14 protein-coding genes are annotated in these 14,237 nt (G+C 69.4%); 4 read left to right on the top strand and 10 right to left on the bottom strand.

Features of this window, described 5'->3' with window-relative positions:
• Positions 1–44 precede the first annotated feature (44 nt).
• The gene (locus ACWESM_RS25150; protein ID WP_397280414.1) at positions 45–1,346 is read left to right on the top strand and encodes a cytochrome P450; all 1,302 of its coding nucleotides are present in this window, start codon (positions 45–47) and stop codon (positions 1,344–1,346) included.
• Here ACWESM_RS25150 and ACWESM_RS25155 read toward each other — a convergent pair whose 3' ends face one another.
• Positions 1,347–2,048, bottom strand: a complete 702-nt coding sequence (locus tag ACWESM_RS25155; RefSeq protein WP_355077172.1) for a response regulator — start codon at positions 2,046–2,048, stop codon at positions 1,347–1,349. It lies immediately after the preceding gene.
• The gene (locus tag ACWESM_RS25160; RefSeq protein WP_452493926.1) at positions 2,045–3,550 is read right to left on the bottom strand and encodes an ATP-binding protein; all 1,506 of its coding nucleotides are present in this window, start codon (positions 3,548–3,550) and stop codon (positions 2,045–2,047) included. The genes ACWESM_RS25155 and ACWESM_RS25160 overlap by 4 nt, the downstream gene beginning before the upstream one ends.
• A 188-nt stretch (positions 3,551–3,738) precedes the next feature.
• Here ACWESM_RS25160 and ACWESM_RS25165 point away from each other — a divergent pair, with 188 nt between their 5' ends.
• Positions 3,739–5,097, top strand: coding sequence for a cation:dicarboxylate symporter family transporter (locus ACWESM_RS25165; protein WP_452493894.1), 1,359 nt, complete (start codon positions 3,739–3,741; stop codon positions 5,095–5,097).
• Positions 5,098–5,151: 54 nt separating this feature from the next.
• Here ACWESM_RS25165 and ACWESM_RS25170 read toward each other — a convergent pair whose 3' ends face one another.
• Complete coding sequence (locus tag ACWESM_RS25170) at positions 5,152–5,367, bottom strand: DUF4287 domain-containing protein (RefSeq protein ID WP_355077166.1); 216 nt, start codon at positions 5,365–5,367, stop codon at positions 5,152–5,154.
• An 11-nt stretch (positions 5,368–5,378) separates the two neighbouring features.
• Here ACWESM_RS25170 and ACWESM_RS25175 point away from each other — a divergent pair, with 11 nt between their 5' ends.
• Positions 5,379–5,771, top strand: coding sequence for a hypothetical protein (locus ACWESM_RS25175; protein ID WP_452493896.1), 393 nt, complete (start codon positions 5,379–5,381; stop codon positions 5,769–5,771).
• Between the two features lie 39 nt (positions 5,772–5,810).
• Positions 5,811–7,280, top strand: coding sequence for a phytoene desaturase family protein (locus tag ACWESM_RS25180; RefSeq protein WP_452493898.1), 1,470 nt, complete (start codon positions 5,811–5,813; stop codon positions 7,278–7,280).
• A 23-nt stretch (positions 7,281–7,303) separates the two neighbouring features.
• Here ACWESM_RS25180 and ACWESM_RS25185 read toward each other — a convergent pair whose 3' ends face one another.
• The 7 genes from ACWESM_RS25185 to ACWESM_RS25215 form a co-directional block, all read right to left on the bottom strand.
• The gene (locus ACWESM_RS25185) at positions 7,304–8,230 is read right to left on the bottom strand and encodes a cation diffusion facilitator family transporter (protein ID WP_364432508.1); all 927 of its coding nucleotides are present in this window, start codon (positions 8,228–8,230) and stop codon (positions 7,304–7,306) included.
• A gap of 74 nt (positions 8,231–8,304) precedes the next feature.
• Complete coding sequence (manA, locus tag ACWESM_RS25190) at positions 8,305–9,525, bottom strand: mannose-6-phosphate isomerase, class I (RefSeq protein ID WP_452493901.1); 1,221 nt, start codon at positions 9,523–9,525, stop codon at positions 8,305–8,307.
• Complete coding sequence (locus ACWESM_RS25195) at positions 9,525–10,727, bottom strand: serine/threonine-protein kinase (RefSeq protein WP_364432504.1); 1,203 nt, start codon at positions 10,725–10,727, stop codon at positions 9,525–9,527. The genes manA and ACWESM_RS25195 overlap by 1 nt, the downstream gene beginning before the upstream one ends.
• 118 nt (positions 10,728–10,845) lie before the next feature.
• Complete coding sequence (locus ACWESM_RS25200; RefSeq protein WP_397280403.1) at positions 10,846–12,222, bottom strand: phosphomannomutase/phosphoglucomutase; 1,377 nt, start codon at positions 12,220–12,222, stop codon at positions 10,846–10,848.
• A 52-nt stretch (positions 12,223–12,274) separates the two neighbouring features.
• On the bottom strand, positions 12,275–12,655 hold the full coding sequence (locus tag ACWESM_RS25205) for a DUF3499 domain-containing protein (protein WP_039800382.1): 381 nt from the start codon (positions 12,653–12,655) through the stop codon (positions 12,275–12,277).
• Positions 12,656–12,952: 297 nt separating this feature from the next.
• Entirely contained in the window at positions 12,953–13,432 is a 480-nt protein-coding gene (locus ACWESM_RS25210; protein ID WP_168434228.1) for a metallopeptidase family protein, read from the bottom strand.
• A 124-nt stretch (positions 13,433–13,556) separates the two neighbouring features.
• On the bottom strand, positions 13,557–13,790 hold the full coding sequence (locus tag ACWESM_RS25215) for a WhiB family transcriptional regulator (protein ID WP_029901515.1): 234 nt from the start codon (positions 13,788–13,790) through the stop codon (positions 13,557–13,559).
• Positions 13,791–14,237 lie beyond the last annotated feature (447 nt).

Here is a 14,237-nt window from a genome sequence, read left to right on the forward strand (position 1 = left end):
TTCCGTACGGTGGACTCATCGGCGACGACGACGGGGTTGGACTTATGAAGCCACATTATTGGTTCCGCTGGTTGTCCGTGCAGGGCGCGCCTCGTCTCGTTCTGCGCCTGCAGGCGCGTCGCGGTGACCCGTTCGCCGAACTGATGGGCGGACCGGCCGGTTTCGACGACCCCTATCCGCTGATCGAACGTCTGCGCGGCGAGACGAGGCTGATGCGCACCTCGATCGCGTGGGCGACCTTCGACCACGAGCTGTGCCGCTCCATCCTGCGCGACAGCCGCTTCGGGGTGCGCACCACGGAGAGCTTCAACATTCCCAAGCCGCTGCAGAAGCTCGCCGAACGCTTCCCCTTGCCGCCGAATCCGGTGGAGCCGCCGTCGATGCTGGTCATCGATCCGCCGGAGCACACAGCCATGCGCAAACCGGTGGCCTCGGCCTTCACCCCGCGCGCGATCCGCAGGCTGCGCGACCGCGTCGAGACGGTCACCGAGGAACTGCTGGACGATCTGCCCGCGCACGGTTCGGCGGACCTGATCCGCTCGTTCGCCGCCCAGGTGCCGATCGCGATCATCTCGGAGATGCTCGGTTTTCCGGACGAGGACAAGGCGCTGTTCCTGGACTGGGGCGATCAGATGACGCCCCTGCTGGACGTCGGCATCCCCTGGCACGCGCACCGGAAAGCGATGCGGGCCATGGAGGTGATGAACGACTACCTCGACCAGCACATCGAACGGTTGCGTCGCGCGCCGGGCGAGGACATCCTCAGCAGCCTGGTCGCCGCGGGCGAACTGGACTCCTACGCGCTCAAGGCCACCGCGAGCCTGCTCATGGGCGCCGGTTTCGAGACGACGGTCAACCTGATCGGCAACGGTGTCGCGCAGTTGCTGGCCCATCCGGATCAGCTGGAGCGGCTGCGCGAGGCGCCGGAGCTGTGGCCGAACGCCGTCGAGGAGATCCTGCGCTTCGACTCCCCGGTGCAGACCACCGCGCGGACCGCGCTGACCGATGTCGAGATCGACGGCGTCCGGGTGCGCGAGGGCAACACAGTGGTGCTGTCGCTGGCGGGCGCCAACCGCGATCCCGCGGTCTTCGCCGATCCAGGACGTTTCGACGTCGGGCGCGACAACGCCAAGGACCACCTGTCGTTCAGCAGCGGCGTGCACGTCTGCCTGGGCGCGAGTTTGGCCAGGATGGAAGGCGTCTACGCCCTGCAAGCCCTGTTCGAGCGGTTCCCCGACCTGCGGCTGGACGGTCCGCTGCGGCGGCGCGCGCTGTTCACCCTGCACGGGTACGAGCGCATGCCGGTGCACCTCGGCCAGCGCGCGCAGGCCCCGGAGCCGGTCTGATCAGCCCGTGGTCTTCCAGACGTAGCGGGTCTTCGGGCGCCCGGCCCGGCCGTAGTCGGAGCGGCGGACGACCAACCCGTCGTCGGCCAGCTTCTCCAGATAACGCCATGCGGTGATGCGCGAGACGCCGATCGAGGTCGCGGTGTCCGCGGCCGTCACACCCTCGGCCTCGGCCGCGCGCACGGTGCGGGAGATCTCGTCGAGGGTCTGCGGCGCGACGCCCTTGGGAGTCGTCGCGCGCTGGTCGGTGGTGCGCAGGGCGCTCAACGCCCGGTCGATGTCGTGCTGGGAGATGGCGCTCTCCCCGGCAGGGAGCGCGGTGCGGAACTCGCGATAGCGGTCCAGTTTGTCGCGAAATGCGGCGAAGGTGAACGGCTTCAGCAGATACAGCACGACGCCGTGCGACACCGCGGTGCGCACCATGGCCAGGTCCCGCGCGGACGTGATGGCGATGACGTCCGGGCGCGGCGCCAGGCCGGTCAGTGCGGCGGCGACGTCGAGGCCGCTGGCGTCCGGAAGACCGATGTCCATCAACACCAAATCGATCGGCGTGCCCTCGGCCGCGGCGTCGGCCGCCGCTCGCATCGCCTCGCGTCCGGTGTGGGCGATGCCGACGGGTGTGAATCCGGCGATGCGCTCCACGTAGGCGCGGTGTGCCTCGGCGATCAGCGGCTCGTCCTCGACGATCAGCACGCGGATCATCGTGCCTCCTTTCGTGGGATCGTCACGGTGACCGCGCTTTCGGGATCCCGTTCGGTATGGATGCTTCCCCCGTGACGGGCCACCAGCCGGTGGACCAGCGCGAGACCGAGCCCGTGGTGGTCGGCTTTGGTCGAATAACCGCGCTGGGACGCGCGGGCGAACGTCTCCGCCGACATGCCGGGGCCGCTGTCGGCGACCCGGATGTAGAGCGTGGACTCGTCCGGGGCGTCCGCCCATTGGTGGCGCAGCGTGACCTCCACCCAGCCGGAGGTGCTGTCCGCCGCCGCATCGATCGCGTTGTCGACGAGATTGCCCACCAGCGTGACGGTTTCGTGCGGGGACAGCGGGTCCACCGAGTCGAGCGCGGTGTCGTCGGTGATCGTCAGCTCGATGCCGCGCTCGGCGGCCTGGTTCACCTTGCCGAGCAGCAGAGCGGCCAGGGCAGGCGCGCCCACCGCGGCGAACAACCGATCGATCAGCGACTGGGACAGCTCCAGTTCAGCCGTGGCGAACTCGACGGCCTCGCGGTGGCGGCCCAGTTCGACCATGGTGACCACAGTGTGCAACCGGTTGGCCGACTCGTGCGCCTGCGCCTGCAACGACGCCGCGAAGCTGCGCACGGAATCGAGTTCGCCCATCACCGCCTGCAACTCGGTGTGGTCGCGGATGGTCATCACCGTGCCGATCGCCCGGCCTTCCCACTCCACGGTGTCCTGGTTGACCAGCAGGATCCGGTCGGTGGTCACGTGCATCTCGTCGCGGACGGTGCCCCAGCTCATCCGTTGCAGCGACAGCGGGAGGTCGCTGCGCCGCACGTCACCCGCGGGCAGGTCGAGCAGGCGGCGCGCCTCGTCGTTGACCACCTCGGCATCCTCGCCGGACGCGCCGAACACCACCAGGCCCTCGTGCACCGAATGCAGGACGGCGTCGTGGTGCTCGTACATCGCGCGCAACTCGTCCGGCGCCAGGCCGTGGGTCTGCCTGCGCAGCCTGCGGCTCAGCAGGAACGATCCGCCCGCGGCCAGCGCCAGCCCGGCCGCGGCGACGCCGAGGATCAGCGGGAACTGAGTAGCGACCTGGTCGCCGATCTTCGCGCGGGTCACGCCCGCGGAGACCAGAGCGACGATCCGCCCGTGGTCCTGGACCGGAGTCACCGCCCGGATGGAGGGGCCGAGCGTGCCGGTGAAGGTCTCGGTGAACGTCTCGCCCGCCAGCGCGCGATCGATGGTGCCGCTGAACGGCAGTCCGATCATCGCGGGGTTGGTGTGCGTGTAGCGGGTCCGATCCAGCGCCATGACCACGATGAAATCCATGCCGGTCTCGCGCCGGATCTCCTCCGTCACCGGCTGCAACAACGCCGTCGGATCCGCGCTGTGCAGCGCGTCGATGGTCGAGGGTGCATCGGCCACGCTCACCGCGACGTCGGTGACCTCCCTGGTGGTGGTGACGTCGCTGTCGTGCCTGGCGTCCAGGACCGCGAGCACCACGCCGATCCCGATCATCACCGCCAACACGACCAACTGGAAGACGAACGCCTGCCCGGCGAGGGAGAGCCGACCGCATCTCACAAGCTCTGCCTCCGCTGAACGTAATGCACCAAACAGTGACCGGGATCACCCGGCCGACCATCATTCTGCCTGGAAGGCGTGAGCCACTTCGCGTCGGTACCTTTCGAAGGGAAATCCTCGCTATGAGCGACACGACTCGAACGCGGCGCGACCGCACCCATTGGCTCTATCTGTCCGTCATCGTGGCGGTGGTCGCGGGCGTCCTCGTCGGCTGGCTGGCGCCGGGCGCCGCGCAGTCGTTCGCCCCGCTGGGAACCATTTTCGTCAATCTCATCAAGATGATGATCGCTCCCGTCATCTTCTGCACCATCGTGCTCGGGATCGGCTCGGTGCGCGCGGCGGCCACCGTCGGCAAGGTCGGCGGACTGGCCATCGGCTACTTCCTGGTCATGTCGACCATCGCGCTCGGCATCGGTCTGGTCGTCGGCAACCTGCTGCAACCCGGCGCGGGACTGAACATCGCCACTTCGGCCAAAGCCGGTCACAACCTCGCCGATACCGCGCACAGCGCGGGCGGTACCTGGGAATTCGTCCAGAACATCGTGCCGTCCACGCTGCTGTCCTCGCTCACCACCGGCAACGTGCTGCAGGCGCTGTTCGTCGCGCTGCTGGTCGGATTCGCGGTGCAGGCCATGGGCACGACGGGCGAGCCGATCCTGCGCGGCGTGGCGCTGCTGCAGAAACTCGTGTTCCGCATCCTGGTGATGATCCTGTGGCTCGCGCCGATCGGCGCGTTCGGCGCGATCGCCAACGTGGTCGGCAAGACCGGCTTGGACGCCGTGGCGAAGCTGGGCACGCTGATGCTCGCGTTCTACCTCACCTGCGTGGTCTTCGTCTTCGGCGTGCTCGGTCTGCTGCTGTGGAGCGTGTCGCGGGTGTCGATCTTCAAGCTGGTCCGCTACCTCGCGCGGGAGTACCTGCTGATCGTCGCGACCTCGTCGTCGGAATCGGCGCTGCCACGGCTGATCGCGAAGATGGACCACATGGGCGTCGAGCGCACCACCGTGGGCGTCGTTGTGCCAACCGGCTATTCGTTCAACCTGGACGGCACCGCCATCTACCTGACCATGGCATCGCTGTTCATCGCCGAGGCGATGGGCAAGCCGCTGTCCATCGGCGAGCAACTCGGGCTGCTGGTCTTCATGATCATCGCGTCCAAGGGCGCGGCGGGCGTCACCGGCGCGGGACTGGCCACGCTGGCGGGCGGATTGCAGAGTCATCGGCCCGAGTTGCTCGACGGTGTCGGCTTGATCGTCGGCATCGACCGCTTCATGTCCGAGGCGCGGGCGCTGACCAACTTCTCCGGCAACGCGGTCGCCACGGTGCTGATCGGCACCTGGACCAAGACCGTCGACGTGGATCGGGTGCGCGAAGTGCTCGATCGCAAGTTGCCGTTCGACGAGCGGACCATGGTCGACGACGACCACGGGACGCCCGCGCAGGCGCGGGAATCCGAGACCAAGGATCTGGTCCAGGCATAGCGCGCGCACGACGAAGGGTCCGCAGGATCTGCGGGCCCTTCGTCGCGTCCGGGATCAGGCCTCCCACTTCTCCGGGTGCAGATGGTGCTGGGTGAGGGCGTTGGCGTGGCCGTGCCCGAAACCGTGCTCGGTCTTCAGCCACTCGACGAGTTCCTTGTGTGCGGCCAAACCGGTCTCGCGCATGGCGGCCTTCCACTCTTCGATGGTGCGGCCGTACTTGGCCTCGATGGAGGGGAAGTAGGACGCGGGGCCGTGCGGCTTGGTCGCCATGGTCGATCTCCTTGCTCGTGCGTTCGATGGTGCAGACGGGGCGGCCGCCGGAAAATCATCGCATCGGCCCGTCATGCCGCCGCGGACTCGCCGCTGCGGGCCTACTCGGACATCGCGGTGGCGAATCCGTCGCTCTACGACGCGATGTTTCTGATGAACACAGCCTCACCTTCGGCTTGGAGGCGCCGCTGCCGCTGCGGGCGGCCTTCGGCGAGCTGGAAGCCATGTTCCGGCCCTTCGTCGATGCGCCCGACCTCGGCGCCCGCACTGAGGTCGCCTGGAGCTCACTGCACGGCCTGGCCACGCTGGACCGGGGTGGACGACTGCGGCCGGAACTGCGCGATCGACGCCTGGCCTTGCTGGTGGCGGAACGGCTCGCCGCCGTGGGCGCGGCGCGGGCCTGAGGTCCGTGTCGGCATGCCCGTCGCCGGTAGCGTGGGGGTATGGCTGATGTGGTGGTGGTCGGCTCCGGACCGAACGGCCTCGCCGCCGCGGTGATCCTGGCTCGGGCGGGGCTCGCCGTGGAGGTGTACGAGGCCGAGGCGACGGCCGGAGGTGGGTCCCGTACGGCGGAACTCACTCTGCCCGGCTACCGGCACGATCTGTGCGCGGGCGCGCATCCGATGGCGGCGGCCGCGCCGCTGTTCCGCGCGTTCGACCTGACCGCGCACGGTGTCGAGTTGCTCGCACCGGAGGTCTCCTACGCGCATCCGCTCGACGGCGGTGTGGCCGGACTGGCCTGGCGAGATCTGGATCGGACGGTCGACGACCTCGGTGCCGACGGCCCGGCGTGGCGCAAACTGTTCGCTCCGCTGGTGCGGCACTGGCCGGACGTGGTCGACATCGCGATGTCGGATCTGCGCCGCATCCCGTCCGGGCTCGCGACCTCGATCCGTTTCGGCCTGCGCACCCTGGAGCAGGGCTCGCCGCTGTGGGACATGAGGTTTCGCGACCAGGTCGCGCCCGCCCTGCTGACCGGCATCGCCACCCACGCGATCATTCCCCCGCGCGCCGTCACCGCCGCGGGCGCGGCGCTGTTGCTCGGCACGCTGGCCCACGTCGAAGGCTGGGTGATTCCGCGCGGCGGCAGTCAGGCGATTCCCGACGCCCTCATCGCCGAACTCGAACGTCTCGGCGGACGGGTGCACACCGGCCACCGGGTCGACTCGATCGACGAGTTCGCCGGCGCCCGCGCCGTTCTGCTCGACCTCGCCCCGGCCGAACTGCTGCGTATCGCCGGGCATCGGTTGCCCGCGCGGTACGCGAAGCGTCTGCGTCGTTTCCGGTACGGCGGCGCGGCCTGCAAGATCGACTTCGCCCTTTCCGGGCCGGTGCCGTGGCGAGCCGAGGGCTGCGCGCTGGCCGGAACGGTGCACGTGATCGGCACCCGCGCCGAGGCCATGGCCGCCGAGCACGCCGTGGCGATGGGACGACACGCCGACCGGCCCTACGTGCTGTCCATCCAGCCGGGCGTGGTCGATCCCACTCGCGCGCCCGAGGGCGGCCACACGTTCTACACCTACGCACACGTGCCCAACGGCTCCACCCGCGATGTCAGCGAGGAAGTGATCGGCCAGGTCGAGCGGTTCGCGCCGGGTTTCCGCGATCTGATCGTCGCCAAGAACGTGATCACCGCCACCGAAATGCCCTCGCACAACGCCAACTACATCGGCGGCGACATCTCGGCGGGCGCGATGACCCTGCGCCAGTTCGCCTTCCGCCCCGCTCCGCGCTGGAACCCATACGCCACACCGATTCCCGGTGTCTATCTCTGCTCGTCCGCGACGCCCCCGGGCCCCGGGGTACACGGTATGTGCGGGCTGCACGCCGCGCGCCACGCCCTGCGCGACCGCTTCGACATCCGCACCGATCCGCTCGACCTCTTACGCACCCCGGCTTTCCAGCATCGCTGAGGACTGCCCCGGTCGCCGAGTCGCTAACTCGTGGCGGGCTCGGTGCGGTAGAGATCGGGTTCGAGGTAGATGACGCGCGCCGCGGGTACCGCCGCGCGGACGCGGGACTCGGCCTCATCGATGGCACCGGCGATCGCCGCGATGTCGAGTCCGGGAACGACGCCGACCTTCGCGGCCACGAGCAGTTCCTCCGGGCCGAGGTACTGCGTCTTGAGGTGGATCACCCGGTCGATGCGGGTCCGGTCGACCAGGTTCGCGCGGATCAGCCGGTTCTCCTGCGGCGTGGCGCCCTCGCCGATCAGCAGGCTCTGCATCTCCACGATCAACACGACCGCGATGACGCCGAGCAGCCCGCCGATGGCCAGCGTGCCGACGCCGTCCCAGACCGGGTCGTCGGTGAGCATGGTCAGGCCGACGCCCGCGAACGCGAAAACCAGGCCGATCAGCGCGCCGGTGTCCTCCAGCAGCACCACCGGTAGCTCGGGGCTGCGCGAATTGCGGATGAACCGCCACCAGCTCGCGTCGCCCTTGAGCGGCGCGGACTCGCGCACCGCGGTGGTGAAGCTGTATGACTCCAACGCGATCGCGATCACCAGGATGATCACCGCCACGATCGGCGAACTCAGCTCCTCCGGATGCTGGATCTTGTGGATGCCCTCGTAGATGGCGTAGCCGGACCCGAGGGTGAACAGCACCAGCGCCACGATGAACGAATAGAAGTAGCGGTTGCGCGCGTAGCCGAAGGGGTGCAGCTCGTCGGCTTCCTTCGCGGCGCGCTGCTGGCCGAGCAGCAGCAGTGCCTGGTTGCCCGTGTCGGCCACGGAGTGCACGGCCTCGGCGAGCATCGATCCCGAGCCCGTGATCGCCGCACCGACGAACTTCGCCGCGGCGATCCCCGCGTTCGCGGACAACGCCGCGATGATCGCCTTCTTGCCACCGCCAGCCGACATGGAAGCATGTCCTCTCTGTTTTCGAGATACCCGCGAACAGACTAGGACACCTGGAATCCGGCGTTCCGGATCGGTCAGCGGGTCGCGCCGACGGACGCGCAGAACAGCTGGACGTCGCCGTCCACCGCTTGGGCGCGAATATCGGTGTCCACGGCGGAGATCCACGCCGCGCCACCCCGGGTGAGCTCCAGCGACGAGTCGTTGCGGAACAGCCGCACCGTCCCCGCGGTGCACAGCACGATGCCCGGTCCCGCCGCGGTCAGCGGCACCCGGGCGGAACCCGCGACCAGGTCGAAGCGGCGCAGCGCGAACTCCGGTGCGGGCGTGCGATAACGCACCGACCCGTCACCGGCGGGCTCGGGTAACACGGCAGGCAAGTCGATCGGCTCGAAATCCAGCACCCGCAACAGTTCCGGCACGTCGACGTGCTTGGGGGTGAGCCCGCCGCGCAGCACGTTGTCGGAGTTGGCCATGATCTCCACGCCCACCCCGCGCAGGTAGGCGTGCAGATTGCCGGCCGCGAGGAACAATCCTTGGCCGGGCTCCAGGGTCACCCGGTTCAGCAGCAGCACCGCCAGCACGCCCGCGTCGCCCGGATAGGCCTCGGCCAATTCTAGGGTCGTGCGCGCCTCGGCCGTGAACTCACGGGCGCCTTTGCCCGACAGATACCGCACGCAGCCGTCGAGCACCTCGGGCAGCAGCGTGGTCAGCACGTGGTGCGGCAGCGTGATCCAGGTGGTGAACAGTGTGCGCAGGCCCGCCTTGTCCGGTTGCGCGGCAAGCAGTTCGCAATAGGGGCGCAATCCGTCCACCGCCAGTGCGCGCAGCAGTGCGACGGTGCGGTGCGGATCGCGGAAACCGGCCAGCGCCTCGAACCGGTCCAGCGCGACGACCAGCTCGGGCTTGTGGTTCTCGTCGCGGTAGTTGCGCAGTGGGGAGTCCAGCGGCACCTTCGCCTGGTTCTCCCGCGCGAAGCCGGCCCGCGCCTGCTCCGTGCTCGGGTGCGCCTGCAGCGACAGCGGCTCCTCTGCGGCCAGGATCTTGAGCAGGAACGGCAGCTTCTCGCCGAATCGTTCTGCGGCCGAGCCCAGTTCCCGGCTCGGGTCGGCGGCGATCAGTTCCAGCAGCGACGTGGTGCGGTTACCGGTTTTCACGTGCGCCGGATCGGCCGGGTGGGCGCCGAACCACAGTTCGGCCTCCGGATGCGCCGACGGCACCGGCCTGCCGCACAGCTGAGCGAGCGCGGTGCGCGAGCCCCAGGCATACGAGCGCAGCGCACCAACGAGTTCGTGCACTAGTAGCTTCCCCCGTACTGCCCCTGGCTGTCGGCCGGAGCCGTCCGCGAGCCGAGCAGCCGCAGGTAGGCGGCGGCCATCTCCAGTCGCAGCGCGAGCACCGCGAGCTGTTCGAGTTCGGTGCCGTTCGCCTGCGCGGACTCCTCGGCATGGGTATGCGCGGGCGCGGCGGGGTCGGTCATCTCGGTGTGCAGCAGGTCGACGTCGGCGTTCACCAGATCGGCGTCCACCAGGTTCCCGCCCTCGCCACCGAACACCGCGATGCGACGGCGTGCCGCCGCCCGATCGCGATCGGCGCTGAGCACGAACACCCGGACGCGCTCAACCGGCGCGGGCCCGTCCAACTCCTCGTCGTGGAACATCGGGTCGAAGTCGGGCGCGGATTCGCCTGCCGCTTCGGCCATCCGGGTCCGCGCGGCCACGGCCTCGGCCAGATCCACCGCGGTGGCGACCTTGCCCGCGGACTGCAACAGCACCTCGGCGCCGTGCTCGGCCAGTTCGGCGGCGGCGGGCGAGTCGCCCGCGAGCACGATGCCCCGCTGCTGCATCCGGGCGGCCAGCGTCTTGGCGGGGTTGTGGAAGACCTCGTTGTGCGGGCCGTCGCGTAGCGCCTCCGCGTCCAGCACGTCGGCCAGGTCGGCGAGTTCCGGGACCGCGGCGCCGGTGCGCTGGGGGTCGACCGCGCGCAGGACCGCGATTCCGGCGGCCAGGAAGCGCAACAGGCGGTTGTACCCGAGAACTTGGACCCTCGGTTCCAGGACGGCGGCGCGTCCGGCCGCGGCGGCGCGCAGCGGCCCCTCGTGCGGCGCGGCGACGACCACCTCGGCGCCGCGACGCAGCGCCCGGTCGACGGCGTCGATCAGGCGCGGATCACCCGCGTCGTCACCGGAGACCAGGACGACGTCCAGCGGCCCCACCCACGGCGGCAGGGCGGCGGCGGGCACGACGGGTAGGCCCGCGCGATCGCCGAGCGCGGCCACGAGCAGTCCGGCGGCACGTGCGGCGCGTCCGGAACCGGAGACCAGCACCACGCTGCGCGGTCGCAGATCGGCCAGCCGGGCCAGCGCGTCCTCACCGACGGCCGCCGCGGTGGCACGCACCTGGGCGCCGCCAGAGGCGGCTGAGCGAAGGGCGCCGCCTGCGTCGGCGGCTTCGAGTGAAGCGGCATCGTCGAGGTCGAGCACCGGTGTTCCAGCGATCATCGGGCGTTCCACCTCCCCTCATCGCGCTGTGTCTTTTCCGCCCCCGCGCCCACCCGGTCCAGCTGCCACACCGAGACCGAGTCGGGCGAATCCAAGGCCTGTGATTCCACTATTCCAGTCAGGACCGCACGATGCTCAGGATCTCGGTCACGAGTGCGTCTACTTCCTCCGCCGATCGGGCCTCGACGTTCAGCCGGAGCAACGGCTCGGTGTTCGACGCGCGCAGGTTGAACCAGGCGTTGTCGGCCAATTGCACGGTCACCCCGTCCAGCCGGTCCACCGAGTGCGCCCGGTCGGCGAAGGCGTCCACCACGGCCAGCGTCCTCTCCTCGGCGTCGGCGACGGTGGAGTTGATCTCGCCGGAGGCCGCGTAGGTGGCGTAGGACGCCATCAGTTCCGACACCGGCCGGTCCTTCTCGCCCAGCGCGGCCAGCACGTGCAACGCCGCGAGCATCCCGGAGTCGGCGCCCCAGAAGTCGCGGAAGTAGTAGTGCGCGGAGTGTTCGCCGCCGAACACCGCTCCGGTGGCGGCCATCTCCTGCTTGATGAAGGAATGGCCGACCCGGGTGCGTACCGGCGTTCCGCCCAGTTCGTGCACGAGCTCCGGTACCGCGCGGGAGGTGATCAGGTTGTGGATGATCACCGCGCCGGGCTCCTTGGCCAGTTCGCGCTCGGCGACCAGAGCGGTGATCGCCGACGGCGCCACCGGGTCGCCGTTCTCGTCCACCACGAAGCAACGGTCGGCGTCGCCGTCGAAGGCGAGGCCGATGTCCGCGCCGGACTCGCGGACCAGCTTCTGCAGGTCCACCAGGTTCGCCGGGTCCAGCGGGTTGGCCTCGTGGTTCGGGAAGGTGCCGTCCAGCTCGAAGTACAGCGGCACGATCGTCACCTGGGGCAGCGTGCCCAGCACCGCGGGCACCGTGTACCCGCCCATGCCGTTGCCCGCGTCCACCGCGATGGTGAGCGGGCGGATATCGCCCAGATCCACCAGGCCGCGCAGGAAGTCGGCGTACTCGGTGAGCAGGTTCGATTCGGTCGCGCTGCCGCGCTCGCCCGGGTACGCGGGCACGCCGTCGACGAGTTCGTTCTTGATGGCGGCCAGGCCGGTGTCCTGCCCGACCGGAAGGGCCTTGGCGCGGCACAGCTTGATGCCGTTGTAGCGGGCCGGGTTGTGGCTGGCGGTGAACATGGCGCCCGGGCAGTCCAGGCGGCCGGAGGCGAAGTACAGCTGGTCGGTCGAGGCGAGACCGATGTGCACCACGTCGAGGCCCTGGCCGAGCACGCCGTCGGCGAAGGCGGCCGACAGCTCGGGGGAGGAATCCCGCATGTCGTGACCGATGACGATCCGGTTCGCGCCCTCGGCGCGCATCAGCCGTGCGAAGGAGGCGCCGACGTCCCTGACGAATTCCGCGTCGATCTGATCACCGACCACACCGCGAACGTCGTAGGCCTTGATCACCGCGTTCACGAATTCGGCAGAGCGGGCGACTGTCATGCCCAATACCCTAGTGGTTGCGCCGGACCGGTCCGACACCGTCCTCGTCCGATCAGGACGGCGGGTCGGGCAGCACGCGCAGATGGCCGCGGCGACCCGTTCGTGTGGTGCGCGGCGGCGGGGGAGCGTAGTCGCGATAGCCACGCTGTTCGCGCTCCGGTGGGCGGCGGCGCAACCCCGCCTCCCGCACCGCCTCCGCCAGCGCGGTCAGGTCGTCGTCGTCCGGTGTGCTGGAGGAGAATCCGCCTTCGTGGCGAACCAGTTCCCAACCCTTCGGAGCGGTGATGCGTGAGCCGTGCGTTTCGCAGAGATCCCAGGAGTGCGGTTCGGCGACCGTCGCGAGTGGTCCGACCACCGCCGTCGAGTCCGAGTACACATAGGTGAGCGTCGCGACGGCCGGATTCTTGCAGCCTGGTCGGCAGCAACGACGCATGGGAATCACGCCGATGAGAGTAACCCCCCTGGCGCGTCGATGGGGACAGACACGCTTGAAGAATCTCGGTCCGTTCGTCGCGGAACGAGGGCAGCGCGACGTCCCACAGGGCCGTGACGGGCCCCGCGGTGATCTGGACGACTTCGCCGTACGCGCGGGCGACGGTGTCGCCGGTGCGCGACATCGGTGGTGCGTCGTGGCGTGGGTTCACGGAGTACCCAGCCGGTGACCGGCCTACACGCCCGCGCCTGCCCCGCAACGGCATTCGGGAGCCGCCGCCACCCGGATGGGTGCGATTCACTCCGCTTCCGGGTCGATCACGTCCGGATCGACGCCGAGGTAGGTCGCGACCTGCTGGACCAGGACTTCACGCAACAGATCCACCAGGTCGTCGGGGTCGCTGGCGCGCAGCTCGAGCGGCTTGCGGAACAGCACCACCCGCGCCCTGGTCGCAGCCCCGTGCCGGTCGACGCCCGCCGGGATGAGCCGGGAGAGGGGAACCGGGCCGTCGGCCACGACCTCGTCCGGCCAGGTGACCGAATCGGGATGCAGCGGACGGATTTTCGGAACGTCGTCGACCGCGATGTCGAGCTTGGTGAGCCGGTCGTGCCAGCGGGAGTCCAAGGGGGCGAACGCCTCCAGCACCAGCCGGTCGAACTTCTGGCCTCGGGTCCGCCAAGCGGGCACGGTGGGTGGCAGCATCGGCCCGCGCACTCCGCGGCCGCGGCGGATCACCGACCGCGCGGTCGGCGGTCGACGCTTACGGGAACGTGCCATGAGAGAAAATCTAGGCCAGTCGGCTCCGGTCGTCCGCATCGAGGCGGTCGGGAACTGTCCGGTCGTGTCGCGCGTGCCCGGAGCGCCACGGTGGACGGGCGGCTCCGGGCATCGCGGATGTCTGTCAGCCGATGCCGCGCTTGAGGCGGCGGCGCTCCCGCTCGGAGAGGCCGCCCCAGATGCCGAAGCGCTCATCGTGCGCGAGCGCGTACTCCAGGCACTCGTCGCGTACCTCGCAACCCATGCAGATCCGCTTGGCCTCGCGGGTCGAGCCGCCCTTCTCGGGGAAGAACGCCTCCGGATCGGTCTGCGCGCACAGGGCGCGCTCCTGCCACTGCTCTTCGATGGATTCGAACATCTCGTCGAAGCCGGTCACGACCAGGCTGAGCCGGGGCGCCGTGACTCCGTCACCCCCCTCTTGGTCCTTCCAGCCGCCGTTATCTGCGCAGACGCCACGTGCTGCGCCTGCTGTGGAATCGGTCGGCGAGACCATCTCGTTGGCCATCGCTCCGCCTCCTCACTGTGTGTTAGCGCAGAATGATTCTTTCCGTCGGACCAACACGCATACCGACGGCCATACCCCGCGACGTTGTCCCGCGGACGTCCCCGAGCTTGTCACACCGATGCGAACACTTGTTCGAAATGCCGTTCGCGCGTTGATCTCTCGCGCGAACCCGGAATGACATGTCTGTGATTAGACACGCCGGACGCTGCGATGGTCAAGCCGCCGTCGCTATTCCGTTACTATCCGCAGCCGCATTCCGAGTCCCTCTTGTGATCTGCGATAGCAAATGTATAGCAAATT

This window comes from Nocardia sp. NPDC003999 (assembly GCF_053604885.1).